Annotated in this window: 21 protein-coding genes; 10 read left to right on the top strand and 11 right to left on the bottom strand. The window is 70.2% G+C overall.

Annotated elements, in window-relative coordinates; genetic code table 11:
* The first annotated feature begins 156 nt into the window (after positions 1–156).
* Genes CRT60_RS09005 through CRT60_RS08960 form a run of 10 tightly spaced genes read left to right on the top strand, consistent with a single transcriptional unit; the run spans position 157 to position 10,503 of the window.
* Positions 157–552 carry a response regulator gene (locus CRT60_RS09005; RefSeq protein ID WP_098736068.1) on the top strand — a complete coding sequence of 132 codons (396 nt, stop codon included), beginning with the start codon at positions 157–159 and terminating at the stop codon, positions 550–552.
* 10 nt (positions 553–562) lie between these two features.
* Positions 563–1,195 (top strand): chemotaxis protein CheC, encoded by a 633-nt coding sequence (locus CRT60_RS09000; RefSeq protein WP_098736067.1) that lies wholly within the window; start codon positions 563–565, stop codon positions 1,193–1,195.
* A gap of 58 nt (positions 1,196–1,253) precedes the next feature.
* On the top strand, positions 1,254–3,239 hold the full coding sequence (locus CRT60_RS08995) for a methyl-accepting chemotaxis protein (RefSeq protein WP_098736066.1): 1,986 nt from the start codon (positions 1,254–1,256) through the stop codon (positions 3,237–3,239).
* 5 nt (positions 3,240–3,244) lie between these two features.
* A complete protein-coding gene (locus tag CRT60_RS08990) occupies positions 3,245–4,924 on the top strand; it encodes a chemotaxis protein CheW (RefSeq protein ID WP_244592367.1) in 1,680 nt (559 codons plus the stop codon).
* 19 nt (positions 4,925–4,943) lie between these two features.
* The gene (gene cheB, locus CRT60_RS08985) at positions 4,944–6,053 is read left to right on the top strand and encodes a chemotaxis-specific protein-glutamate methyltransferase CheB (RefSeq protein ID WP_161958007.1); all 1,110 of its coding nucleotides are present in this window, start codon (positions 4,944–4,946) and stop codon (positions 6,051–6,053) included.
* Between the two features lie 11 nt (positions 6,054–6,064).
* A complete protein-coding gene (locus tag CRT60_RS08980) occupies positions 6,065–6,688 on the top strand; it encodes a HEAT repeat domain-containing protein (protein ID WP_098736063.1) in 624 nt (207 codons plus the stop codon).
* A 5-nt stretch (positions 6,689–6,693) separates the two neighbouring features.
* Positions 6,694–7,572 (top strand): CheR family methyltransferase, encoded by an 879-nt coding sequence (locus CRT60_RS08975; protein WP_098736062.1) that lies wholly within the window; start codon positions 6,694–6,696, stop codon positions 7,570–7,572.
* Complete coding sequence (locus CRT60_RS08970) at positions 7,569–7,994, top strand: response regulator (RefSeq protein WP_098736061.1); 426 nt, start codon at positions 7,569–7,571, stop codon at positions 7,992–7,994. Before CRT60_RS08975 ends, CRT60_RS08970 begins: the two co-directional genes overlap by 4 nt.
* Positions 7,991–10,240 carry a chemotaxis protein CheA gene (locus tag CRT60_RS08965; RefSeq protein WP_098736060.1) on the top strand — a complete coding sequence of 750 codons (2,250 nt, stop codon included), beginning with the start codon at positions 7,991–7,993 and terminating at the stop codon, positions 10,238–10,240. Before CRT60_RS08970 ends, CRT60_RS08965 begins: the two co-directional genes overlap by 4 nt.
* Positions 10,240–10,503, top strand: coding sequence for a hypothetical protein (locus CRT60_RS08960; protein ID WP_098736059.1), 264 nt, complete (start codon positions 10,240–10,242; stop codon positions 10,501–10,503). The genes CRT60_RS08965 and CRT60_RS08960 overlap by 1 nt, the downstream gene beginning before the upstream one ends.
* Here the strand turns inward: CRT60_RS08960 and CRT60_RS08955 are convergent.
* The 11 genes from CRT60_RS08955 to CRT60_RS08905 all read right to left on the bottom strand — a co-directional run bounded on the left by CRT60_RS08955 (position 10,500) and on the right by CRT60_RS08905 (position 23,244).
* Complete coding sequence (locus CRT60_RS08955; protein ID WP_143273177.1) at positions 10,500–11,129, bottom strand: hypothetical protein; 630 nt, start codon at positions 11,127–11,129, stop codon at positions 10,500–10,502. The genes CRT60_RS08960 and CRT60_RS08955 overlap by 4 nt on opposite strands.
* 70 nt (positions 11,130–11,199) lie before the next feature.
* Positions 11,200–11,949, bottom strand: coding sequence for a SapC family protein (locus tag CRT60_RS08950; protein ID WP_098736057.1), 750 nt, complete (start codon positions 11,947–11,949; stop codon positions 11,200–11,202).
* Positions 11,950–12,202: 253 nt separating this feature from the next.
* A complete protein-coding gene (locus CRT60_RS08945; RefSeq protein WP_161958006.1) occupies positions 12,203–12,763 on the bottom strand; it encodes an OmpA family protein in 561 nt (186 codons plus the stop codon).
* Positions 12,764–12,932: 169 nt separating this feature from the next.
* Entirely contained in the window at positions 12,933–13,322 is a 390-nt protein-coding gene (locus CRT60_RS08940) for a DUF4280 domain-containing protein (protein WP_098736055.1), read from the bottom strand.
* A gap of 143 nt (positions 13,323–13,465) precedes the next feature.
* Positions 13,466–13,999 (bottom strand): DUF4123 domain-containing protein, encoded by a 534-nt coding sequence (locus CRT60_RS08935; protein ID WP_098736054.1) that lies wholly within the window; start codon positions 13,997–13,999, stop codon positions 13,466–13,468.
* The gene (locus CRT60_RS08930) at positions 13,996–16,122 is read right to left on the bottom strand and encodes a type VI secretion system Vgr family protein (RefSeq protein WP_098736053.1); all 2,127 of its coding nucleotides are present in this window, start codon (positions 16,120–16,122) and stop codon (positions 13,996–13,998) included. Before CRT60_RS08930 ends, CRT60_RS08935 begins: the two co-directional genes overlap by 4 nt.
* Before the next feature lie 42 nt (positions 16,123–16,164).
* Entirely contained in the window at positions 16,165–18,885 is a 2,721-nt protein-coding gene (gene tssH, locus CRT60_RS08925; protein ID WP_098736052.1) for a type VI secretion system ATPase TssH, read from the bottom strand.
* The gene (gene tssG / locus CRT60_RS08920; protein ID WP_098736051.1) at positions 18,872–19,984 is read right to left on the bottom strand and encodes a type VI secretion system baseplate subunit TssG; all 1,113 of its coding nucleotides are present in this window, start codon (positions 19,982–19,984) and stop codon (positions 18,872–18,874) included. Before tssG ends, tssH begins: the two co-directional genes overlap by 14 nt.
* Positions 19,948–21,831, bottom strand: a complete 1,884-nt coding sequence (gene tssF / locus CRT60_RS08915; RefSeq protein WP_204561749.1) for a type VI secretion system baseplate subunit TssF — start codon at positions 21,829–21,831, stop codon at positions 19,948–19,950. The genes tssG and tssF overlap by 37 nt, the downstream gene beginning before the upstream one ends.
* Positions 21,828–22,337, bottom strand: coding sequence for a type VI secretion system baseplate subunit TssE (gene tssE, locus CRT60_RS08910; protein WP_098736050.1), 510 nt, complete (start codon positions 22,335–22,337; stop codon positions 21,828–21,830). The genes tssF and tssE overlap by 4 nt, the downstream gene beginning before the upstream one ends.
* Positions 22,330–23,244: a type VI secretion system accessory protein TagJ gene (locus CRT60_RS08905; RefSeq protein WP_098736049.1), complete on the bottom strand. Its 915-nt coding sequence runs from the start codon at positions 23,242–23,244 to the stop codon at positions 22,330–22,332. Before CRT60_RS08905 ends, tssE begins: the two co-directional genes overlap by 8 nt.
* Positions 23,245–23,307: the final 63 nt, after the last annotated feature.

The following is a 23,307-nucleotide window of genomic DNA, read 5'->3' as shown; positions in this document are numbered from 1 at the left end:
TGTCGCTTCGATAGCATGAGTCGGTGGGATGGCGCGCAGGCAAAATCCCAAGAGCATTTAAGGGGACTGGCGCGGCACATTCCATTCTGTATACTTGCGCTCAATTCGGTCCAGGTCAGGCTTCCTCGATCGATCTCCATCCAAAAGGCGTATATCTTGAGTAAGACTGCAATCATTGTCGACGACAGCAAGCTTTCGCGCATGCATGTGCGGGCCATGGTCTTGCGCAACAAGCCGGACTGGACGGTGGTCGAGGCTGCGAACGGCGACGAACTCTTCAAGACGTTGCAGAACACGCCGGTCGATGTTGCGATCATCGATTACAATATGCCCGGCGACAACGGCGTGGAGACCGCGGCCAAGCTGCGCCAGAGCCATCCGGGCATCCACATCGCCATCATCACCGCCAATGCCCAGGACGCGGTGGTGTCCGGCATCCGCGGCGTCGGCGCCGCCTTCATGCCCAAGCCGCTGGAGGAGGAGCAGGTCGTCCGCTTCCTGAACTCCACCGCCCTGCCGCCGCGCCGCCCCACACAGCCGCAGCAGGAGTGACCGCATCGCCATGCTGAGCGATCTGGAGCGCGACGCGCTGGCCGAACTGGGCAACATCGGCATCGGCCGCGCATCGACGGCGCTCGGCCGCATGTTGGGCGGGCTGGTGACCCTGTCGGTCCCGACGGTGGACATGGTGCCGCCGGACACGGTGGCCGGGCTGCTGGACCGGGTGCTGACGCCGCCGCTGGTGGGCATTTCGGAAACGCTGGGCGGCCTGTTCGCGGGCTGCGCCCTGCTGGTCTTTCCCCAGGCCGGCAGCATGGCCCTGGTGCGCGCCGCCCTGCCGCCCGGCGTTCCTGCCGAGGACGTGCCGGAACTGGAGGACGAGGTGCTGGCGGAGCTCGGCAACGTCGTTCTGAACAGCGCGCTGGCCCTGGTCGCCAACCTGCTGGGCGAACCGGTGGAGACCGGCCTGCCGGCGGTGTTCCGCGGCGATGCGGCGGAGGTGCTGCGGGGCTGTTCGGGAACGGTTCCGACGGCGGAGGGGGCCGCGGTGCTGTTCCACATCGATCTGCGCACCAGCCTGCCGGGCGGCGAGGGCGTCGTGGTCGGCGGCCGGGTGGTCCTGCTGCTCGACGCCGGCTCGGCAGGCGCGCTCCAGGCGACGCTCGGCCGCTATATCGGGCGGCTCGTGGCGTGACGGAAACGAGAACAACCGGCCGGCCGGACAGGCGGGTTAAGGAAAGCGGGTAAGGACGATGGCACTCATCAAGAAGACCAAGATCGACACGGCGCGCACCGCCCGGACCAGGTCCGGCGCCGCCGACGAGGGTCCGGACCGGTCCGCTCCCGTCTCCGCTGCCCCCGTCTCCGCTTCCGAGTCTGCGCCGGCCGCCACCGCTGCGAGCGTGCCGCAGCGCCGCCGGGCGCGTGCCGATTCGCGCCGCCGGCAGGCCGCCACCGGCATCGCCGCCGCCTCGACCGAGTTGGCCAGCGGCATCACCCAGGCGGCGTCGGCGGCGGAGGAGCTGCGCCGGGCGATGGAGCAGATCGCCGCCGGAGCCGAGGAGTCGGCCGGCGCCACCCAGCAGTCGCAGCGCATGATCGGCCGCGCCTCGGAACTGCTGACCCGCTCGCGCAGCACGGCGGAACAGGCGGTGCTGCGGGTCGAGGCATTGCAGGCGACGCTGAAGGACGTCAGCGGCCAGATCCTGTCCTCCATCGACGGCATCGTCCGTGCCGCCGAGCGGCAGGAGTCCTCGGTGCGTCTGGTCCGCGACCTGGAAGCCCAGGCGCGTGAGATCGGCGCCATCGTGCAGAGCGTCGCCGCCATCGCCGACCAGACCAATCTGCTGGCGCTGAACGCCGCCATCGAGGCGGCCCGCGCCGGGGAGGCCGGCAAGGGCTTCGCCGTCGTCGCCGACGAGGTGCAGGCGCTGGCCGAACGGTCGGAGCGCAGCGCCAACGGCATCCAGGCGATGGTCGGGGAAATCCAGGATGCGGTAGCCGCCATCGCCGCCGGCATCGTCGCCTCGTCGGACGCGGCCAAGGCGGAAGTGGAGCGCGGCCGCAGGATCGTCGAGCAGCTGGAAGGTGTGCGGTCGGACATGTCGACCCTGGTCCAGGGCGCGCAGGAGACGATCCGCGCCGCGGTCGAAGCCGATCAGGCGGCGCGCGAGGCCCTGCGCGGGGCGGAGACCATCGCCGCCAGTGCTGAGGAACAGTCCGCAGCTGCCGAGGAGGCGTTGAGAACCGTGGGTGAGCAGGCGCTCGCCCTCAACCAGAGCCAGCGCGCCGCCGGCCAGCTGTCGGAAATTGCCGAGGATCTGGAGGGCACCGCCGACCTCGCCGCCACCGCCGACGAGCTGGCGTCTGCCGCCGAGGAGCTGTCGGCCGCCATCGAGGAGATCAACCGGGGGGCGGCGCAGATCATGACCGCCATCGGCCAGATCTCCGGCGGCGCGCGCTCCCAGAGCGCCGCCACCCACCAGCTGGCTTCGGCGATTTCGGAGATCGACGCCGCGGCGACCCTGGCCGCCGGGCGCGCGGGCGAGTCGGTGGAGCGCTGCGGTTCGATGGAAGCGCTGCTGGGCGAGACGCGGGACACCATCGGCCGGCTGGCCGACGGCATGCTGGAGGCGGTGGAGTCCTCCCGCCGGGCGGGGGACCGGCTGGACGCGCTGGACCGGATCGGCCGGCGCATCGACAAGGTGGTGGACGCCATCGCCACCGTCGCCATCCAGACCGGCATGCTGGCGGTCAGCGGCTCCATCGAGGCGGCGCGGGCGGGCGAGTTCGGCCGCGGCTTCACTGTTGTCAGCGGCGACATCCGCAAGCTGGCCGGCGACAGCGCCGACAGTGCGGAGCGGGTGAAGGACATCGTCCGCGACATCCAGGACCAGATGCTGCGGGTTCGCCGCGACGTGGACGAGGTGTCGGCCACCGCGGTGACGGAGATCGCGCGCCACCGCGCCTTCGGCGTCACGCTGACCGCCAGCGCGCAGGAGCTGCGGGTGGTCACCGCCGGCAGCCGTGAAATCCTGGAGGCCGCCACCGAGACGACCGGCGCGCTCCGCGAGACCCGCGTCGGCGTGGAGCAGGTGGCCACCGCCGCCGCCGCCGCGAACCTCGCCGGCACCGAAGCGGCCAAGGCCGCGCGCGAGCAGGCGAAGGGGGCCGAGGAACTGGCGTCGGCGATCGAGGAGATCGCGGCGATGGCCGACAGCCTGCTGGGCGCGGCTTGACCGCCGTGGCCGGAGAGACGGGCGGAGAGACGGACGGCGTTCTCGACTTCGTCACGGTGACGGTCGCCGACCTGCGCCTCGCCCTGCCGCTGTCGGCGGTCCGCGCGGTGATCCGGCTGCCGGAGCTGGTGCGCATCCCGCTGGGGCCGCCCAGCCTGGACGGGCTGGCGCACTGGCATGGCGACGCGGTGCCGGTGCTGGACCTCGCCGGGGCGCTGGGCAGGCCGGGCAGTGCGGCGCCGACGCGGGAGACGCGGGTGGTGCTGGTCGGGCATCGCGGCCAAATGGGCGGCAAGACGGGCGGCCAGACGGTGGGTCTGCGGGTGGATGCGATGGCCGGCATCCTGCGCAGCAGCCCCGACCGCATCGATCCGGTGACGCAGGAGGAGGGCGGGCTCGACCCCGTCCTGCTGGACGGATTGCTGCGTGACGGCCCGGCCACCATCCTGAAGCTGGATGCGCTGATCGACCGCCAGTTCGGCGATCCGGCGGAGATGGAGCGGACGGACCGGGGCTCGGCCTCGGCAACTGCCGGCTTCGGTCCCGTGCCGGCCGGCGGGACCGGTGCCGCGGGTGGCGCCAAGGGCACTGTCGACCGGCAGGCCCTGCTGGTCTTCGAGGTCGCGGGACAGGAATTCGCCCTGCCGGTGGACCGGGTGCGCGAGGTTCTGCCCGCCCCGCGCGAGGTCACCCGCATGGCGCGGTCGAAGGCGCATCTGCTGGGCGTGATGGCGGTGCGCGACCGGCTGCTGCCGCTGGTGGGCTTGCGCGCCCTGTTCGGGCTGGAGGCTGGCGACGGGCATGAATCCAGCGGATTGGCGGCCGGGCGCCGCGTCGTCGTGGTGCGCTCCGGCGGTGGGCAGGCGCCGGTCGGCGTGCTGGTGGACGAGGTGCGCGAGATCCTGCGGCTCGACCCGGCGCTGATCGACCCGGTGCCGCCGTTGCTCGCCCGCGAGCCGGAATTCGAAGATTTGGACGGCATCGCCAGAGCCGATGGTGGCGCAGCGGGCGGCGGGCGGCGGCTGGTGTCGGTGCTGTCGGCGGAGCGGCTGTTCCGCCATGGCGCCGCAATCGGCGCGGAGGCCGGCGCAGAGGCCGGCGCTGCGGAGGCGGTTGGAGAAGGGGACGGGATGGAACCGGCGCAGCCTGCGGATGGCTCCAACGGGATCGGCGGGGCGGGGGAACGCTTCGTCGTCTTCCGCCTTGCCGGGGCGGAGTATGGCCTGCCGGTTTCCGCCGTGCGCGAGGTGCTGCGCCGGCCCGACAGCATCACGCCGCTGCCCAATGCGCCCGACTTCGTCGCCGGCGTGCTGACCCTGCGCGGCGAGGTGCTGCCGCTGATCGACCAGCGCCGGCTGCTGAACCTGCCGGCTGCCGACTCCAAAAGCGGGCTTTCGAAGAGCGGGCCTGCCGGGCTGGAGCGCGGGCGGGTGGTGGTGGTCGGGCGCGACGGGCTGCTGGTCGGGCTGCTGGTCGACGGGCTGTCCGGCCTGCTGACCGTGCAAGCGGAGCGGATCGGTCCGGCCCCGGCGGTGTCGGCGGCGCAGCGCCGGCTGATCCGCCGGGTGGCGACCCTGGATGTGGCCGGGGATGCGGCCGGCGCCGCCCGCCTGATCCTGCTGATGGATGCGGACAGCCTGCTCGACATGGACCGACTGGCGGAGCTGCCCGTTACCCCGCGGTGACGGACGGATGGGGGACGGCGTGCTGACGGTTCTGGTGGTGGACGATTCCGCGCTGATGCGCCGGCGCATCGCGGATCTGCTGGTCGAGGCCGGTTTCCGGGTGGAGACCGCGGCGACGGGGGAGGAGGCGCTGGCGCGCCTGCCGGAGGTCGATCCGGATGTGGTGACGCTGGACATCACCATGCCCGGCATGGACGGGCTGACCTGCCTTGCCCGCATCATGGTGGAGCATCCCAAGCCGGTCGTCATGGTCTCCGCCCTCACCGGGGCGGGGGCGGGGGAGACGCTGGAGGCGCTGCGGCTGGGAGCGGTGGAGGCGGTGCAGAAGCCGGCCGCCGGCTCCATCGGCCGCATCGGCGAGGAACTGGTGGAGACGGTGCGCGCCGCCGCATCCTCCCGCCCGCGCCGGGTGCGCGGCCTGCGGGAGCGGCTGCGCCTGGCCCGCGCCCGCATCGTGGGTGAGGATTTCGTGGCGCCCGCCCCGCCGCCGCCCTCCGTGGCGGCGGCGGGGGAGGTCGAGGGCGTGGTGCTGGTCGGCGTGTCCACCGGCGGGCCCAGCACGCTGGAGGACATCCTGCCGCTGCTGCCGGCCGGCTTCCCCTGGCCGGTGGTGGTGGCGCAGCATATGCCGGTCGCCTTCACCGCGACGCTGGCGCGGCGGCTGGACGAGATGTGCGCGCTGAGCGTGGTGGAGGTGGAGCGGGCGACGGTGCTGGAGCCGGGCAGGATCTGCATCGCCCGCGGCGGCGCCGACGTGGAGCTGGCGCGGCGCGGCGGGCGGTTGCAGGCGGTCTGCGTGCCGTCCTCGCCCGACCGGCCCTGGCACCCCAACGCCGACCGGCTGGTGACCAGCGCCATGCGGCTGCTGCCGCCGGACCGGCTGGTCGGGGTGCTGCTGACCGGCATGGGCAATGACGGGGCGGCGTCCATGGCCGAGCTGCACGCCCGCGGCGGCCGCACCATCGCAGAGTCGGAGGACAGCGCCGTGGTCTTCGGCATGCCGCAGGATCTGATCCGGCGCGGCGGTGCCGGCGTCGTCCTGCCGTCGGACCGGATCGCCGGCCAGCTGACCCGCTGGCTGCCGACCGCCGCGCGGCGGGCCGGACCCGCGTCGGGCAGGAAGGATTAGGGAGTGACGCCATGGGACTTGTGAAGAAAAAGGCCGCTCCGCCGGCTCCCCCGGCGGACTCCGGGGTTGCGCGCGATCCGCTGGCCGCGCTGGAGGATGCCGACGCCGCTGTCCGCCGCGATGCCGCCCACGGGCTGGGCCACAGCCCGCCGCCGGGTGCCGAAGCGGCGCTCGCCCAGCGGCTTCAGGCGGAGGGCGATGCCGGCGTGCGCGAGGCCATCCTGACGGCGCTCGCCCGCATCGCCACGCCTGCGGCAGCGGCGGTCCTCGTCCCCTTCCTCGACCGCGAGGATGCGGCCTTGCGCAACGCGGCGCTGGAAAGCCTGCAGCAGATGCCGGCGGAGATCGCCGCCCCGGCGCTGCTGCCGCTGCTCGACCATGGCGACGCCGACCTGCGCATCTTCGCCGTGCAGGGGCTGGGCATCCTCGCCCATCCGGACCGCGCCGACTGGCTGGCACGGGTCATGGAGCGCGATGGCGACGTGAATGTCGGCCTCGCCGCGGTGGAGGCGCTGGCCGAGGCCGGCAGCCCGGAGGCGCTGTCCAGCCTGGAGACGCTGGCCCGCCGCTTCCCCGACGACGCCTTCGTCGCCTTCGCCGTCGATGCCGCGCGTTCCAGCTTCCGCGGACGGTGAACGGAGTGAGCGACACCGACCCGCAAGGCCTGTCGCCGGAGGATTATGCGATCCTGTGCGGCTTCCTGCGGGAGCGCACCGGCCTGTCCTTCACCGAGGCCAAGCGCTATTTCGTCGACCGCCGCGTCGCCGCCCGCATGCAGGCGGTCGGGGCGACCGATCTGCGCGCCTACATGAACCTGCTGCGCTTCCAGGCGTCGGGGGAGGAGCTTCAGCGGCTCGTCAACCTGATGACGGTGAACGAGACCTATTTCTTCCGCGAGAAGTACCAGTTCGACTGCCTGGTGAATTCCGTCCTCGACGAGCTGGTGCGGGGGCGGCCGAAGGGTTCGCGGCTGCGCATCTGGTCGGCCGGCTGCGCCACCGGGGAGGAGCCCTATTCCATCGCCATCATGCTGCTGGAGAGCTGGAGCCGGGTGGACGATTACGAGATCGAGCTGCTGGCGTCGGACATCGACAGCGCGGTGCTGGAGCGCGCGCGCGAGGGCATCTATGACGAGCGCGCCCTGCAAGGGCTGCCGGCGCATCTGCGCGCCAAATATTTCCAGCCCCTGCGCGGTGCGGCCGCGGAGTGGGGGCCGCGCTGGCAGATCGTCGAGGATTTGCGGGACTCGGTCGATTTCTCGCTGGTCAACCTCGCCGACCCGCAGCAGGTGCGCGGTTTCCGCGGGATCGACGTGATCTTTTGCCGCAACCTGCTGATCTATTTCGACGATCTTGGACGACGGGAGACGGCGAGCATGTTCCACGATGCCCTGGCGCCGGGCGGCTTCGTCTGTCTCGGCCATTCGGAAAGCATGAGCCGCATGTCCTCGCTGTTCGTGCCGCGCCGCTTCCCCGACGCCATCCTCTACCAGAAGCCGGTCGACGGGGGTGCCGCATGAGCGCGAACGATACCGGTGGGCCGGGCGTCCCGGTGCCGCGTGTCCTTGTGGTGGACGACGCCGTGACCGTGCGCGCCTTCAGCCGCCGCGTGCTGGAGGGCGCCGGCTTCGCGGTGGACGAGGCGGTGAACGGCATCGAGGGGCTGGAGCGCGCCATGGCCGCCCCGCCCGATCTGGTGATCGTCGACGTCAACATGCGCAAGATGGACGGCTACACCATGCTGCGCGTCCTGCGCCGCGATCCGGCGCTGCGCGACGTGCCGGCCATCATGATTAGCACCGAATCGAAGGACAGCGACCGCGAGCAGGCCCTGCTGGCCGGCGCCAACTGGTACATCGTCAAGCCGCCGCGGCCGGAGGTGCTGGTGGAGGCGGCGCGGCTGCTGACCGGGCAACCTCTCACCGCGGGGGGCGCGCCATGAGCGAGCTGTTCGACCAGTTCGTCGTCGAGGCGCAGGAGCTGCTGGAGACGGCCGGCGGCGCGCTTCTGGCGCTGGAGCACGATCCCGCCGACCGCGCGTCGGTGGACGAGCTGTTCCGCGCCTTCCACACGCTGAAGGGGGCGAGCGGCCTGTTCGACATGGCGGCCTTCACCCGGCTGGTCCATGCCGGGGAGGACACGCTGTCGCTGCTGCGCGACGGCCGGCGCAGCATGACGCCGGAGCTGGCCGACCGGCTGTCCCGCGCGCTCGACCAGTGCGCCCGCTGGGTGGCGGCGCTGGAGGACAGCGGCGCCCTGCCCGCCGATGCGGCGCAGGCGGCGGAGACGCTGGTCCGCGGGCTGTCCGGGGTGTCTGCGGAGGGGGCGGCCGGTGGCGGAGAGGCCGCCGGGGAGGCGGACGCCTTCCCCTGGGCAGCGGCGCTGGCCGGCGAGGACCGGGAAGCCGCAGGGGTGGCTGCGGCCGGCGGCGTGCTGACCGCCATCGACTATGGGCCCGATCCGGACTGCTTCTTCACCGGAGACGATCCGCTGGCCCTGTTCCGGCGGGTCCCCGACCTGCGGTGGCTCCGGATCGAACCGGCGGAACCGCTGCCGCCGCTGGCGCAGATGGATCCCTACCGCTGCCTGCTGCGTTTCCGCGCGTTGAGCGGTGCGGCGGTGGAGGCAGTAACGCCGGCCTTCCGCAGCGTTCCCGATCAGGTGCGGATCGGCAGTGTCAAGCTGGCCCCTGTTGCGGTGCCGCCTCCCGCCAAGCCGATTGCCATGGCAGCGCCCGGCTCGCTGGCGGCGGCGATGCTGGAGGAGCAGGCGCGCATTCTCGACCTGCCCGGAAGCGCCGCCGAACGCGGGTCGCGCAGCGCCGCGGTGGCGCGTGCGGTCGCCGCGATCCTGACGGCGCTGGGCCGGCCGGCCGACCGGGCCGTGGTGACGGCGGCCTGCGGCGATGCCGGGACCTTGCGCCGCTTCCTGGCCGACGGCCCCCCGGAAAACAGTCCTCCGGAAATGCCCGTCGTGGCCGAGGCGCGGCCTGCCTCGCCGCGCCGCGCCCTGCGGGTGGAGCCGGAGCGGATGGACGCGCTGATGGCGCTGGTCGGCGAGCTGTCGGTGGTGAAGGGGCAGTTGGGACCGCTGGTCCGCCGCGTCGGGGACGGCGAGCTGACACGCGACATGAAGGCGTTCTCCGCCCGGCTGGACAGTCTGGTCGGCGACCTGCGCCATGCGGCGCTGCGCCTGCGGCTGCTGCCGCTCGCCCGTGTGTTCGATCCGCTGCCCCGGCTGGTGCGCGACACCGCCCGCCGGCTGGACAAGACGGTCGAGCTGGTGCTGGACGGGGCGGAGACGGAGGCCGACAAGGACATCCTCGACGTGCTGGGCGAACCGTTGCTGCATCTGGTGCGCAACGCAATCGACCACGGCATCGAGGCGCCGGAGCGCCGGGCTGCCTTGGGCAAGCCGCCGGGCGGCACCTTGCGGGTCCATGCTTTCCAGGACAAGGGCGGGGTGGTGGTGGAGGTGTCGGACGACGGCGCCGGCATCGACCCGGCGGCGATGCGCAAAGCCGCCGTCGCCAAGGGGCTGCTCGCCCCTGATGCCGCCGCGGCGCTCGGCGACGACGACGCCGTGCGGCTGGTCTTCGCCCCGGGCTTCAGCACCGCCGGCAGCGTGTCCGACCTGTCCGGCCGCGGCGTCGGCATGGATGCGGTGCGCGCGGCGGTGGAACGGGCCGGTGGCCGGGTGGAGATCGCCTCGACCCCCGGCAGCGGCACGCGGGTGCGGCTATCGCTGCCGCTGACGCTCAGCATCACCCGGGTCGTGGTGGTGGAGGCGGCGGGATCCGTCTACGGCATCCCGGTGGCGGTGGTCGGCGGCGTCCAGCGGGTGCCGCGGACCGAGATCCGCGGGGTGAAGCGGGCCGAAAGCGTCGTGCTGCGCGACCGGGTGGTGCCGCTGGTCCGGCTGCGCCGCCTGCTGGGCCAGCCCGCCGATGACGGGCATGGGCAAGGGGGCGGGCACGGGCGCGGAGCTGGGGGCGGGGCGGACTGCGTCGTGCTTGTCGAACTGAGCGACGGGCCGGTCGCCGTGGCGGTGGACGATGTCGGCGAGCGCGCCGACGTGGTGCTGCGTCCGATGACCGGGGTTCTGCGGGGCTTGCGCGGCTATGCCGGCACGGCGTTGCTGGGCGACGGCCGGCTGATCCTGGTGCTCGATTTGCGGGAGTTGTTGTGATGCCGATCCGCTATGACGCCGACCTCGCCCGCTTCGAGGCCGCCTGCACCGTCGAGGACGCCCTGCCGCTCGCCGAATGGCTGGAGGCGACGGCGGCGCCGCGCGTCGATCTGTCGGCCTGCATGGACCTGCACACCGCACTGCTGCAACTGCTGCTGGCGGCGCGGCCGACGATGACGGCGGGGCCGGAGGACGCGTTCCTGGCGCGCTGGGTGGGCCCCGCTCTGGGCGTTCCCCCCTCCCCAGGGGGAAAACCTGCTTAGAACTGGCCCTTGGGAATCCGGTAGATGTCCGGGTTTCCGGGGTTGGAGATGTAGGACAGCGACAGGGCCGCCGGGGTCAGCGTCTTTCTGTCGCCAGTCTGCTCGACCGGGCCGGACAGGGTCAGGATCGTTGCCGGACCCTGGGTGGTGATGCCCCGGAACAGCATCACCGATCCATCGGGAAGCACGGCGTCCACCGCCGATTTCTGCGGATCGTACCCCGCGCCGAGCAGGTAAGTCTTCAGCAGCTGCGCTGTTCCCAGGATCTGCTCCGCGGTGGCCGGCACCCCGGCGACCGCCCCCCAGCCGACATTGATCTGGATGAGCGTTTTGCTCTTGTGGCCGAGGATGTAGGCCAGCTTCGCCTTGCCGGTGTCCGGCAGAAGATCGGGCACGGTCACCGAGATGCTGGTGGTGCGCTCGATCTTGTTCTGCTCGACCGCGATATCGGGCCGATTGACCTTGAAGTCCTTCTGGATGGCCGCGATGACCTGCGCCTCGGTCATTCCGAAGGTGGCGCTGCGAAAGCCGGTGACGACCGCGGCGGCGGGCTGTTCCGCCGGTGTCGCTTCGGCAGCACCGGTGGCGGAGGCGGAAAGCCCCATGACACCGATCAGCATCGCCACGGATGCCAGACGCCGGCACCTCAATGAAGAAAAGAACGCCATGGACGACAACCTTCCGCGTGAAATGGCATCAGGCCAGCGACCGGGCGACCAGTTCCGGCCACCGGTGCAGCGAGAAAAGATGCCCATGAATCAAAGCGAGCCAGCCCTTGCGCTGCCAGTCGAGCAACTGGTCGTCGGGCAGCCGGCCCAGCTTTTCCTCGTCGACCACCTGGAACCCGTCGGCGCGGGCCTGGGCTCCGTTGCTCAGGCTGATCTGCGCGGCCTTTTCCGTCAGGACGCCGGCTTCGACGATGGCCTTCACGAAGGCGGCGCTCGTCCGCGCCTCGTTCCGGAAGGTGGCGCAGAAGCTCAAGGCCTGGCGCGTCGCATCCGTCGGCTGGTCGCCGTCGAACAGCGGCACATCCTGGTCCGGGCCGATCAGCGTGCTGTCCGGGTCATAGCCGAGGGCCGAGCTGTCGCCGTCGGGAAGATCGATGAAAATGAACGGGTAGCGGCGAACATAGGCCGGCACGTAGCAGCCCGCCTTCCACCGGCCGTCGGCATCGACGAACAGGTTCTCGTCGGTCTTGATGCCGACGACCGCCACGGCATCGACCGTGGCCCCGGAGGTGAAGACGATCGGATAGTCGGCGAGCGCCGCGCCGAACTCATTGGCAAGCAGTGGGATCAGGCTGGTTTGGCGCGCGAATGCAGCGTTCGGCGCCGACGCAAGGCGCAGACCCTGGTCACGGGCCGGGTCGAGGGAAAACACCCTGTTGTAGAACAAGGGCATCGCGGTGCGCTGCGGTTCCGAAGATGCGGACGGCTGCTCGGTCATTCATACCCTGATTGGTTGGGTGCGCCTCGGCCTGCCGGGATTCGCCGGACTCTGCCGGAGCCGCCAGGATTTGCCAGGACTGCACGCACCGAAGCCCGCCGAAGCGGAGCCCGGATGGTCGACAAAGCTCCAGGGTCCGTCCGGTGCCTAACCGATGCATCGGACCAACTCCGGGCTTTTGATTTTCCGTGTGGGTCACGCGTCGGGCGGGTCCGCTCGACGCGATCGCACTCTAACCTCCAACACCCGCCCTTCAATGGCCGAGGTTGGCGATTTCCACCCGACGGTTCTTGCCGTCCTTGGGATTGCGCGGATCGAGGGGCATCTCGGATCCGTAGCCCGCGGTTTCCAGACGGCCGGGCGAAATGCCGAAGCGGCTGCTGAGATACTCCTTGACCGCATTGGCGCGGCGGGCCGAGAGCTGCTTGTTGTAGGTGGGGCTGCCGACAGCGTCGGTGTGGCCGCCAATGCGGAAGCGATAGCCCTTCAGGTCGGATGTCGTCAGCGCCTGGCCCAGCAGATCGAGCACCTCCGTCGCGGAGGGGAGCAGGGTGGCCGAGTTGAATTCGAACTCGACCTTGAAGTCGAGCTTGCGCATTTGCGAGGACGGCCCGGCAGCCGCCGAATTGTTGGTGCCGTTCGCCAGGTTCAGGCCGCGCTCCACACCCGGCTTGGGGCGGGCGTTGCTGATTGTGGTCTGCTGGGCCGGCGTCAGCGCGTCCACGATGCCGTTGACGGACATTGGCGCTTCAGCGCCGGCGGCCAGTGCCGCACCGGACCAGGCAACCATGAGTGCGACAGCGACGGCCTTCATCTGCATCCCTTTCCGCTGGAACATGGCAGGGCCAATTCTCTCTGTGTGCGTATGAACAGAAGCTGAAAAAACTATAGCCTAATTTTGTACGAATTTCCACCCGGAAGGGTTGGTTCCGATAAGTTTACCGATGCTTTAAGGACGGACATGGAGAAGGTAAGGCAACCGATCAGGGAATCGTCGTCGTCGTCTGCCCCGGATTGACGATGGAGATCACTCCGGCCCAGGCGCACATGCATTTGGATGGAGTGTCGAGTGCCGGCGCCTTGTCCAGAATGACCGTCGGCGCACCGGGAGCCCAGGGGACCGGGGTGTTGGGAATGCAGGGCATGGGCGTCAGCACCCCCATGGCGGCGGCGGTGGCCGAGGCGACCGCCGGGTTGGCGAGGCTGCTGCACATCCCGAACGGCAGGATGTTGACCATGGGCTGATGGTCCATGATGTTGGCTGCAGGCTGGTGGCCGGCCATCGTCCGATGCACCGGCAGCACCACCAGCATCGACGGCGCCATGCCGAAACTGCACTGAAGCGTGGCTCCGTTCACGACCTGCATCGGCATGTCGGCTGCTTCCTCTTCGAAATGGGCATTCGCAAAAGACAGGTGTGGCGGACGCGTCGGACGAAGGCCGGCTCTCGGGCTTTGCCTGCGCTTCACGCTTCACGCGGCTCCGCTTCCACGCGGTCCGATCCGCGCGCCGGCCTTCAGCCACCGAGCGGCATGGGGGCCGCCAGCACGCCGTCCGGTCCCGGTTCCATGCGCAGCAGCGTGGCCGGCCGCTCGCCTTCCATGAAGATGGCGCTCGCCGGACCGAAGAAGTGGATGGCCTGCTCCGGTGTGCAGGTCGGAAGAAAGACGCGCGCCACGCGCGGATCGTAGAAGCGGAAATAGACCACCCGTCCGTCAGGCAGCCGCGCCATGGTCAGATGGCGCAGATGGCTCCGCACCTCGGTCAGCCCGGCATCCGTCTTCAACAGGATGCCCCAGTGCCGGTCCCAGCCTTCGCCGAGGAACCAGCGCGTGAAGGGGGACTCCGGAACGAGCTCCGCCAGATAGGGTGCGGCCTCGGCCAGCTCGGGCTCCAGCTCTCCCCGGTAGAGGCAGATGGACGGTACCCCGTGCCGGTCCAGCATGGGCAGCAGTGCCGGGCAGCCGGCGCCGTCGATCACGGCATAGACCGTCAATCGATCGGCGAACAGCGTGCCCGCCAAAGCCCGAAGCGCCTGTTCCGTGATCATCGCGAGCCTCCGCCGTCCATGGCCGCCGCTTTGCGGCCCGCCTCGCACTGTTCGCAGAAGGGGGTGCCGTTGTTGTAGGCGTCCGTCAGCTGCTTGGCGACCGGATGCGAGCTGAGCGCCAGCTTCGGCGGTGTGTATTTGGGCTTCGGCTCGACGGCCGTGGCGCTGCCGTGGCTGTCGGACGCCGCGGCTTTCGGCAGTTTCGGCATGTCCGGGTGGGCGCCGGCGCCGGACCCCGCCGACCCGCCGCTGTTGATCAGCACCATCGCGCCACTGATGGTGACCCCGGACGGGCCGATGGTGATGAAGCTGCCGGACGCCTTGATGGTGACGGATGCCCCGGCTTCCAGCACCAGATTCATGCCGGCCTTCAGGTGGATTTCCATGCCCGACTGCATGGCGGCGTTCTGCGCGACCTTCTGGTGCAGGTCGTGCTCGACGGTCAGCGACACGGTGCCGGTGACCTTCTCGTTCCGGTCGCCCTCGACCGTCAGGTGCTGGTCGGCATCGACCCGTTCGAGCTGGTTGCCGCCGACGATCAGGTGCCGGTCCCGGCCGATCCGTTCCAGCGTGTCGTTCCGGACATGGTTGTCCTGGTTGCGCTGGGCTTGGATCAGGATCTGCTCCTCGCCCGCCTTGTCCTCGAAGCGCAGCTCGTTGGCGCCCGATCCCTTCACCGTGTTGGTGCGCACGCCCGACTGCGTCGCCTTGGCGGGCAGTTCGTAGGGCGGCATGGCGTCGCCGTTGTAGAGGCTGCCGGTGACGACCGGGCGGTTGGGGTCGCCGTCCAGGAAATCGACGATCACCTCCTGGCCGATGCGCGGCAGGAACTGCGCGCCCCAGCGCTTGCCCGCCCAACTCTGCGCCACGCGGATCCAGCAGGAGCTGGTCTCGTCCGCCTTGCCGGTGCGGTCCCAATGGAAGCGCACCTTGATGCGGCCGTACTTGTCGGTCCAGATCTCCTCGCCGCTCTTGCCGCTGACGATGGCCGTCTGCGGCCCGCGCATCACCGGAAGGGGGGTTTCGCGCGGCGGCCGGAACTGCTCCTGGCTGTTCAGCACGGTGAAGCGGCAGCGGTAGGGCTCTTGCGCGGACGCGGAGTCGCTGCCGCCTTCGAACTCGTCGGACACGATCTCCGACACGGTGGACAGCACCAGATACTCGCGGTTCTGGTCGTCGATCGGGTGGTGCGTCAGCGAGAAGAGCTGGCCGCAGCGCAGGTCCCGGACCGTCGTCGCCGCATCCACCGTCTCATGGCGGCACTGGATCTCCTCCAGCCGCATGCGGGCATAGACCGGCCCCATGCCGCTGCGCTGGCCGGTCTTCATGTAGGCCATGTCGGCCGGATACTCGAACACCTCCATGCCCGACAGCGCGTGCGGGCGCGCCATGGACAGCCCGGTGCGCAGCACCGCCTTCGGCCGCTCGAAGTCGAAGTCGTCCACGGTGCAGGCCCCGCTCAGCACCTGCCGCCCGACGGTCCAGGCGTCGACGGACGGCACGCTTTCGCGGTGGCGCGCCTCGGGATTGTAGCGCAGCCGGTCGGTCGGGGTGAGGTGGTCGTGCGCCCCGACCCCGTCGCCGAGCACCAGCGTGTGGTTCCCGTTCTGGTGCGTGAAGTAATAATAGATGCCTTCATGCTCCAACAGCCGGCTGATGAAGGCGAAGTCGCTCTCCTGATACTGGACGCAATATTCCCAGGGCTGATAGCTGCCGGACAGGCGGTCCTTGATGTCGGTGAAGCCATGCTCGCGCAGCACCGCCTTCACGATGTCCGGAACCGTCTTGTCCTGGAAGATGCGGCAGTCGCGGTTGCGGGTGAGGAACCACAGCCACGGCCGCAGCACCGCCCGGTAAAGGCCGTGCCGCCCGGCCGATCCGACATGGGAGAAGGCCGTCACGAAGCCGTTGAAATGGCGCTCCCCGGTGTCGAGCCTGAGCCGCACCGTCATGTTCTGGCCGAGCATGCTGTCGAAGTCGATCTTCGGGCGTGCGGTCAGAAGATCGATGTCGAAGCGGAACGGCGTGCTGATCTCCTCGACCGCGGTCATGCGGCGGAAGACCAGCACGTCCTCTCCCAGATGCGAGGAGACGGCGATGTCGCGGTAGGCCTGCTTCAGCATTCCAGTTCACGCCTCCGATGCCGGGGTCCGGTGGCTCCCGGCTCAGCCGAAGTCATACGAGAAGTCCTGTTCCGTCACGCCGACATGGATGCGCGGCACGGTGCCGCCCCCCAGCATGCGTTCCAGCATGGCGTTGCTGACGGTCGGCAGCACCGTGTTGGTGAGGATCGCGTCGATCATGCGGCCGCCGCTCTCCAGTTCGCCGCACCGGCTGGCGATCAGCGTCACCACCGCGTCGTCGTAGGTGAAGGGGATGCGGTGCGTCGCCTGGATCCGCTTCTGGATGCGGCCCAGCTGCAGGCGGATGATGTTGCCGATCATCTCGTCGCTGAGCGGATAGTAGGGAATCGTGACGATGCGCCCGAGCAGGGCGGCCGGAAACACCTTCAGCAAGGGTTCGCGCAATGCCTTGGCGATCGCTTCCGGTTCCGGCAGCAGTTCCGGATCCCGGCACATGTTCATGATGAGGTCGCTGCCGACGTTGGACGTCAGCAGGATCAGCGTGTTCTTGAAGTCGATCAGCCGGCCCTCGCCATCCTCCATGATGCCCTTGTCGAACACCTGGAAGAAGATCTCGTGCACGTCGGGGTGGGCCTTTTCGACCTCGTCCAGCAGAACGACGCTGTAGGGCTTGCGCCGCACCGCCTCGGTCAGCACGCCGCCCTCGCCATAGCCGACATAGCCCGGAGGGGCGCCCTTCAGCGTCGAGACGGTGTGCGCCTCCTGGAACTCGCTCATGTTGATGGTGATGACGTTGTGCTCGCCGCCGTACAGCGTTTCGGCCAGCGCCAGCGCGGTCTCCGTCTTGCCGACGCCGCTGGGCCCGCACAGCATGAAGACGCCGACCGGCTTGTTCGGGTTGTCGAGCCTGGCGCGCGAGGTCTGGATGCGCTTGGCGACCATCGCCAGCCCGTGCGACTGGCCGATGACACGCTGGTTCAGCGTGTCGGCAAGCTTCAGGACCGTCTCGATCTCGTTCTTGACCATGCGGCCCACAGGGATGCCGGTCCAGTCGCCGACGACCGAGGCCACCGCCTGTTCGTCCACCGTCGGAAGGATCAGCGGCGCGTCGCCCTGCAACTCGTCCAGCTCGGCCTGCCGGGCCCGCAGGTCGGCCACGAGGCCGGCGCGCTCCGCCTCGGTCAGCGCCTGCTGCGCCGTGTCCGCCGCGGCGTCGGCGCGGGCCTCCAGGTCGGAGCCGGTGCCCTCGATGGCCGCGCCGCCGCTGCGCAGACGGCCACGCAGGGCCAGGATGCGGTCGACCAGCGCCTTCTCGCTCTGCCAGCGGGCCTCGAGCCCGGTCAGGCGGCCGGTCTCGGCGGCCAGCTTTTCCTCCGCCTCGGCGGCGCGGCGCGCCGTGTCGATGCCGACCGCAGCCTCCCTGGCGATGATCGCCAGTTCCGTGCGCAGCGCTTCGATGCGGCGGCGGCTGTCGTCCACCTCGGCCGGGACGGCATGCTGGCTGATGGCGACGCGGGCGGCGGCCGTGTCGATCAGGCTGACCGCCTTGTCCGGAAGCTGGCGCGCCGGGATGTAACGGTGCGACAGCCGGACCGCCGCCTCCAGCGCCTCGTCGAGGATCTGCACCTTGTGGTGCTTCTCCAGGGTGGAGGACAGGCCGCGCATCATCAGGATGGCCTTCTCCTCGCCCGGTTCGGCCACCTGCACGGTCTGGAAACGGCGGGTCAGCGCCGGATCCTTCTCGAAATACTTCTTGTATTCGGCCCAGGTGGTGGCGGCGACCGTGCGCAGGTTGCCGCGGGCCAGCGCCGGCTTCAGCAGGTTGGCGGCGTCGCCGGTCCCGGCGGCTCCGCCGGCACCGATCAGGGTGTGCGCCTCGTCGATGAAGAGGATGATCGGCTTGGGCGACGACTGCACCTCTTCGATCACCTGGCGCAGGCGGTTCTCGAACTCGCCCTTCATGCTGGCGCCGGCCTGGAGCAGGCCGACGTCGAGCGTGCGCAGCGTCACGTCGCGCAGCGGCGGCGGGACGTCGCCGGCCGCGATGCGGAGCGCGAAGCCCTCGACCACGGCGGTCTTGCCGACGCCGGCCTCGCCGGTGAGGATCGGGTTGTTCTGGCGGCGGCGCATCAGGATGTCGACGATCTGGCGGATTTCGTCGTCACGGCCGACGATGGGGTCGATCTCGCCCTTGCGCGCCTTTTCCGTGAGGTCGACGGAAAACCTGGCCAGCGCCTCCTGCTTGCCCATCGCCGCCGGGGGCATGGCCCCGCTCGCCTCGCCGGGCGCGGCCCCGCCGAAATCGGCGCCGTCCGCCTGGGCGTCCTCCGGCGAACCGGCCGTGAGGGCGGCGAACTCCTCCACCAGCGTGTCCAGCCTGACCTTGGCGAACTCGCGCGACAGCGAGGGCAGGGCGTTGCGCAGGCCGGGCGTCTGCAGCATGCCGATCACAAGGTGGCCGGTCGTGACGCGCGGCGCCTTGAACATCAGCGAGGCGGCGACCCAGCCGCGCTCGGTCGCCTCCTCGATCTGCGGGGACAGGTCGCTGATCGCCGTGGCGCCGCGCGGCAGGCGGTCCAGCGCCTCGATCACGTCCCGTGCCAGCCGCGACGGGTCCAGGTCGAACCGGCGGATCGCCCGGTGCAGGTCGCTGTCGGGAAGCTGGAGGATCTGGTGGATCCAGTGCGCCAACTCGACATAGGGGTTCCCGCGCATCTTGCAGAACACGGTCGCGCTTTCGATGGCGCGGTAGGCCACCGGGTTGAGCTTGCCGAACAGCGAAACGCGGCTAATCCCTGCCATTGTCAAACTCCTGGGAACGGTCGGGCGCACCAGTTGCGGTGCGCGCGGCGAAAGGGTCGAGAACGAGATCGTCGGCGTCGCGTGCGGCGCCTTGCGCATCGGCGGGGCGCGGCCCCAACCAGCAGGTCCAGCCCAGCCGGTTCGACCCGTCGAGCCGGAAGGGCGGCACCTCGGGCGCGCGCAGCACGAGCTGGACATCCCATGCGAATTCGTCGCCGGCATAGCCGCGCACGAGCGCGACCAGCCGATCCAGGCTCGGTCCGCCCGGCAGCATGCGGGCGTAGTCGTCCATGCCCATCGGGCCGAGCCGGATGCGGAAGCGGTGCTGCGCATCCACGACCCGCGCCCCCAGCGTCAGCCCCTCTCCCAGGGTCGGCCCGGCGCCGGCGGTCACGGACATGGGGTCGCCGCCCAGACGCCAGCGGCATTCCGGCGGCAGGTCCATCCAGGCCTGGACGAACTCCTGCACCGTCGCCCCGATGGCGAAGAAGCTGGCGATCATGGCGCACAGCCCTTCGGGGTTGCGGGCCTGCCCCACCAGCCGGCCGGCGAAATGGAGCCTCACGCCGTCGGGCAGCGCGTCCCGGTCGCGCAGCGACGGCAGTCCCAGCCCGATCAGGGAGGCCAGATAGGTTGCGAACGGATCGCTGTCGGGGCGATCGTGGCTGACGGTCGGCTCGGCATCCGCCCAGGCGCGGTAGAACAGCGACATCAGCCGGTGGTGGAAGAGGTCGGCGAACCGCGCCAGCGTGTCGTCGCCGTGATAGCGCCGCCGTTCCAGGAGCTGGTCGGTGATGTGAAGGGGCATCGGGCCGTTGGGCCCGAACATGCCGAAGCCATAGGCCAGCAGCCGGTTCGGTCGGCCGTCGCCGCCGGCGACGGCGGCCAGCGTGGCCGGCGCGAAGCCCATCGTCGGCTGCTGCCCCAGCCGCACCGGCTCCTCGGCCGCGCGGCTCCTGTGCCGGCCCAGCCGCGGGGCCTGGGGGTTGGAGCATTCGATCAGGCGCAAGGCGTGGAACAGGCCGAATGCGTGCGGCTCGGCCCGTATCGCCTCAAGCGGATCTACAGCAGCTCGCGGCGGCCGATCCGGGCTGGCCATCGCATCACCTCTCCGCGGTCAAGGCTGTGGATCACTGTTTCGGTGAAGCTGTTCAGCGACACGTATTTGGCGAAGAATTCCTCCAGAACGGCGCCCAGCAGAAAGATGCCGCTGCCGTCGAACGCATGCTCGTCGAAGGTGACGGACACCTCCAGGCCGCGCGCATGCACGATGTGGCCTCGCCCGGGGACACGCCGCACGATGGGCGCCGTCCGGACGTGCCGGATGCCGTCCACCTGCTTGGCGGCGGATGCCTCCTCCCGGTCGGTGTAGAGCTTCAGCAGGTCCCGGAGCGCCTGGGAGCCCCGTTCAGGGTCGCTGTCGGCCAGGGACAGGTAGTTCAGCGACAGGTGGCTGATCAGCCGCCAGGCGGTGGCCCCCTCGGCGTTGGAGGGGCGCGGCTTCGACGGGCCGGCGACGCAGCGGATGGACTCCACCGGGGCGCCCTGGTCCATCGTGAAGTCGGTGTTCAGCTGTCCGAACGACGCGTGCAGCGGCAGGTCGCGGTTGGTGCACAGGGCCATGATGCCGAGCTGGCGCAGGTCGTGGCCATAGGGGGCTTCCTCGCCGTCCACCAGCGAGACGAAGACCTCCGATCCGATGTAGCTCGACCGCGGCCCGACGCGCCTCTGCTTGGTCGACAGCACCCGCGGCTGCCGGGACAGCGCATAGAAGGCATGGTCCGACCCGACGGCATGCTGGTCGCGTGCGGCGTAGAAGGGCTTGAACTCCTGCGCCACTTCCGTCCCGGCGCCATAGCCGGCCACCGACAGCACCGAATGCACCTCGAAATCGAGCGGGCGGGTGCGGTCGGGAACGATGTGGTGCTCGGTGTCGCGGGTGTTCAGGTGGATGCGGTCGGCGCGCTTGGGGAACAGGTTGACGGCGGGCGCGCAGAAAAGCTGGATGTTCTGCTGGTCGATCACGCCGTCCAGCTGCGGGTTGGCGCGGCTGAACAGGATGACGATCTCCAGCTCATCGCCTGTGCAGCGGCGGACCGCGCCGGACAGATCGCGCAGCTCGACGAACTGGAAGCGCGCCGGGAAGCTGAAATACTCGTGCAGAAGCCGGTATCCGTCGAAGGAGCGCGGCGAGGCGGGCAGCAGGGCCTCCCGCTCCGAAAAGCCGCAGCGTGCCAGACTGGCGGCGGGGCGGATTTCCTGCCAGGACGCCGGGCGTTGCGCCGGGCGGATCGCCATGCCGAGGCCGGCGCCGAGGATCTGCTCGCACAGGGCGACCGGCAGGCCGCCGGCGCCCGACAGGAACAGCGGCAGCCGGTCGAGCGCCAGCTTGTCGAAGGTCAGGCCGGCCGTCGTCTTCAGGCGCAGGCGCAGGCCGGCGCGCACGCCGCGGACCTCCGGCACCTCGAGCGCCGCGACCGCACCGGGGGTCGGCAGATAATCGGCGCGGATCAGCTCGATCGGCCACAGCGTCACGTCGTGGCCGGTCCGGTATTCACAGGCGGTGTTCCGCCCCTTGCCGGCCACGCTGCGCAGCACGGTGTCGCCGCGCGGTATCAGAAAGCCTTCCGCAAGCCCGCCCTCGCTCAGGTCCGGCTGGAACCGCACCACCGCCATCGACGGCGTCGGCGCCAGATAATGCGGGTAGACCACCTCCAGCAGATGGTTGATGAAGCGCGGAAATTGCGCCTCCATCTTGATCTGCACGCGCGCGGTCAGGAAGGCGAAGGCTTCCAGCATGCGTTCGACATAGGGGTCGGCGCATTCGAACTTCTCCAGCGCCAGCCGCCCGGCGATCTTCGGGAATTCCTCGGCGAACTCCGCCCCCACTTCGCGCAGGTGGCGCAGCTCGTCGTCGTAATAGCGCAGCAGCTGCGGGTGCATCATCGGAAGCCCGCATTGTCGGAGACATTCACCACGCCCACCTCCAGATCGACCTCGGTGCGCAGGAAAATCCGGATCGGCACCGGCTGGGCCCACAGCTCGCCTTCGATGTCGAAGGTCAGGGCGCGGCTGTTGTGCTGCTCACCCTGCCGGATCAGCTTGACGTTCAGGGTGTTGGGCAGGATGCGCGGTTCGAAGCGACGGATGGCGTCGAACATCCGCCGTTCCAGGTCGGGGAGCTCCACGCCGATGCTGGACAGGCCGGCCAGCGGCGGCATGCCGTAATTCAGCACCGAGCGGGCGATCTCCGGATGACGCTCCTCGTCCAGTTCGGCGCCCAGATTGCTGGCGTTCAGAAGCCAGGCCAGGTCGCGCATCACGCTTTCGCGCAGCCGGCGCAGCGACAGAACCCGCCGTTCACGCGACTCCTGCCGCTGCGCCGGTTCATCGTCGAACAGGCGGTCGAGCAGCGATGGCTGAAGCTTTTCCTGGACCGTCAGTTCAGCCATGATGGTCTTCGGGCATGTCGGCCATCGCGTCTCCACCGTCCTCCGCGGCCATCGGCCCGGTCGCATCCGAGCCGATGGCCCGGTCGATGGGCAAATCAATGGCCAAATCAACGGCGAGGTCGATGCGGCGCACGTCCATCAGCGCGTGCTCCCCCGCTTCGGTCGCCAGCATGCGCTGGCCCAGCCCCGTGTAGAGGCCGCCGGGCGTCTCCACCCAATCCGTGCGCCGGGCAAGCCGCAGAAGGGGGTCGGCGCTCTCGGCGCTGCCGGGATAGCGCGTCGGAACAAGCGCCACGATCTCGCCGCCGTTGGCGAGGGTCAGCGTAACCGCCGTCCACACCAGATCGCGCAGATCCGTCGGGGGTTCGACGTCGATGCTGCGGATGCGGTGCAGGGGAATCCAGCAGTAGCGGTCTTTGACGACGGCCTCCAGAACCGGTCCCAGCCGCTGGTCGCCGTCGGCGATCCAGGAAAAGGGCGTGCCGTCGATGGTGCCGGCGGTGGCCGGGGCCTCGTCCAGCGCCTTCACCCGCAGCGCCGCGGCCTCTTCGGTCTTTCCCAGCCCGTCCAGACGCAGGGCTTCGATCAGCAGGGCGATCCAGTTCTCCGGCTTTCCCAGGACGATGGGGGTTTCCCGTCCGGCGAAGATGCGGGCGCGCAACGGCTCGCAGGGAAGCGCCTCCCGATAGGTGCCGACCATCAATGCGGTTTCGGCGGTCATGTCGCCCGCGACGGCGAGCTGGTTGAGCGAGCGGTCCCAGTCGCCGCAGATCGCGAACAGCTGGAACAGCAGGATGCGCGGCTTCGCGGACGCGGGGTCTTTGCGCACCAGGGTCTTGGCCTGCTCCAAGGCCTTGGCGAGGTCGCCGTCCTTCAGGCTCTGGCGGACATCCGCGCCAGGTTCCATACCGCCCATCGTCGCCACCCGATCCGTTTCGTCAGTCCCTCGCCGCCGGGAGAGGCGATGGGG

This window comes from Azospirillum palustre (assembly GCF_002573965.1).
Taxonomy (GTDB): domain Bacteria; phylum Pseudomonadota; class Alphaproteobacteria; order Azospirillales; family Azospirillaceae; genus Azospirillum; species Azospirillum palustre.
This window is presented reverse-complemented; position numbering and strand designations above follow the sequence as displayed.

What these genes read in the sequence shown, in the direction of transcription:
- tssF (WP_204561749.1), bottom strand. Translation starts at nt 21,831, where the DNA reads ATGATGCACCCGCAGCTGCTGCGCTATTACGACGACGAGCTGCGCCAC.
- CRT60_RS08940 (WP_098736055.1), bottom strand. Translation starts at nt 13,322, where the DNA reads ATGCCGATGCAGGTCGTGAACGGAGCCACGCTTCAGTGCAGTTTCGGC.
- CRT60_RS08970 (WP_098736061.1), top strand. Translation starts at nt 7,569, where the DNA reads ATGAGCGCGAACGATACCGGTGGGCCGGGCGTCCCGGTGCCGCGTGTC.
- CRT60_RS09000 (WP_098736067.1), top strand. Translation starts at nt 563, where the DNA reads ATGCTGAGCGATCTGGAGCGCGACGCGCTGGCCGAACTGGGCAACATC.
- CRT60_RS08980 (WP_098736063.1), top strand. Translation starts at nt 6,065, where the DNA reads ATGGGACTTGTGAAGAAAAAGGCCGCTCCGCCGGCTCCCCCGGCGGAC.
- CRT60_RS08965 (WP_098736060.1), top strand. Translation starts at nt 7,991, where the DNA reads ATGAGCGAGCTGTTCGACCAGTTCGTCGTCGAGGCGCAGGAGCTGCTG.
- tssH (WP_098736052.1), bottom strand. Translation starts at nt 18,885, where the DNA reads ATGGCAGGGATTAGCCGCGTTTCGCTGTTCGGCAAGCTCAACCCGGTG.
- tssE (WP_098736050.1), bottom strand. Translation starts at nt 22,337, where the DNA reads ATGGCTGAACTGACGGTCCAGGAAAAGCTTCAGCCATCGCTGCTCGAC.
- CRT60_RS08905 (WP_098736049.1), bottom strand. Translation starts at nt 23,244, where the DNA reads ATGGAACCTGGCGCGGATGTCCGCCAGAGCCTGAAGGACGGCGACCTC.
- CRT60_RS08930 (WP_098736053.1), bottom strand. Translation starts at nt 16,122, where the DNA reads ATGCTGAAGCAGGCCTACCGCGACATCGCCGTCTCCTCGCATCTGGGA.
- CRT60_RS08935 (WP_098736054.1), bottom strand. Translation starts at nt 13,999, where the DNA reads ATGATCACGGAACAGGCGCTTCGGGCTTTGGCGGGCACGCTGTTCGCC.
- tssG (WP_098736051.1), bottom strand. Translation starts at nt 19,984, where the DNA reads ATGGCCAGCCCGGATCGGCCGCCGCGAGCTGCTGTAGATCCGCTTGAG.
- CRT60_RS08950 (WP_098736057.1), bottom strand. Translation starts at nt 11,949, where the DNA reads ATGACCGAGCAGCCGTCCGCATCTTCGGAACCGCAGCGCACCGCGATG.
- CRT60_RS08960 (WP_098736059.1), top strand. Translation starts at nt 10,240, where the DNA reads ATGCCGATCCGCTATGACGCCGACCTCGCCCGCTTCGAGGCCGCCTGC.
- CRT60_RS08995 (WP_098736066.1), top strand. Translation starts at nt 1,254, where the DNA reads ATGGCACTCATCAAGAAGACCAAGATCGACACGGCGCGCACCGCCCGG.
- CRT60_RS08945 (WP_161958006.1), bottom strand. Translation starts at nt 12,763, where the DNA reads ATGAAGGCCGTCGCTGTCGCACTCATGGTTGCCTGGTCCGGTGCGGCA.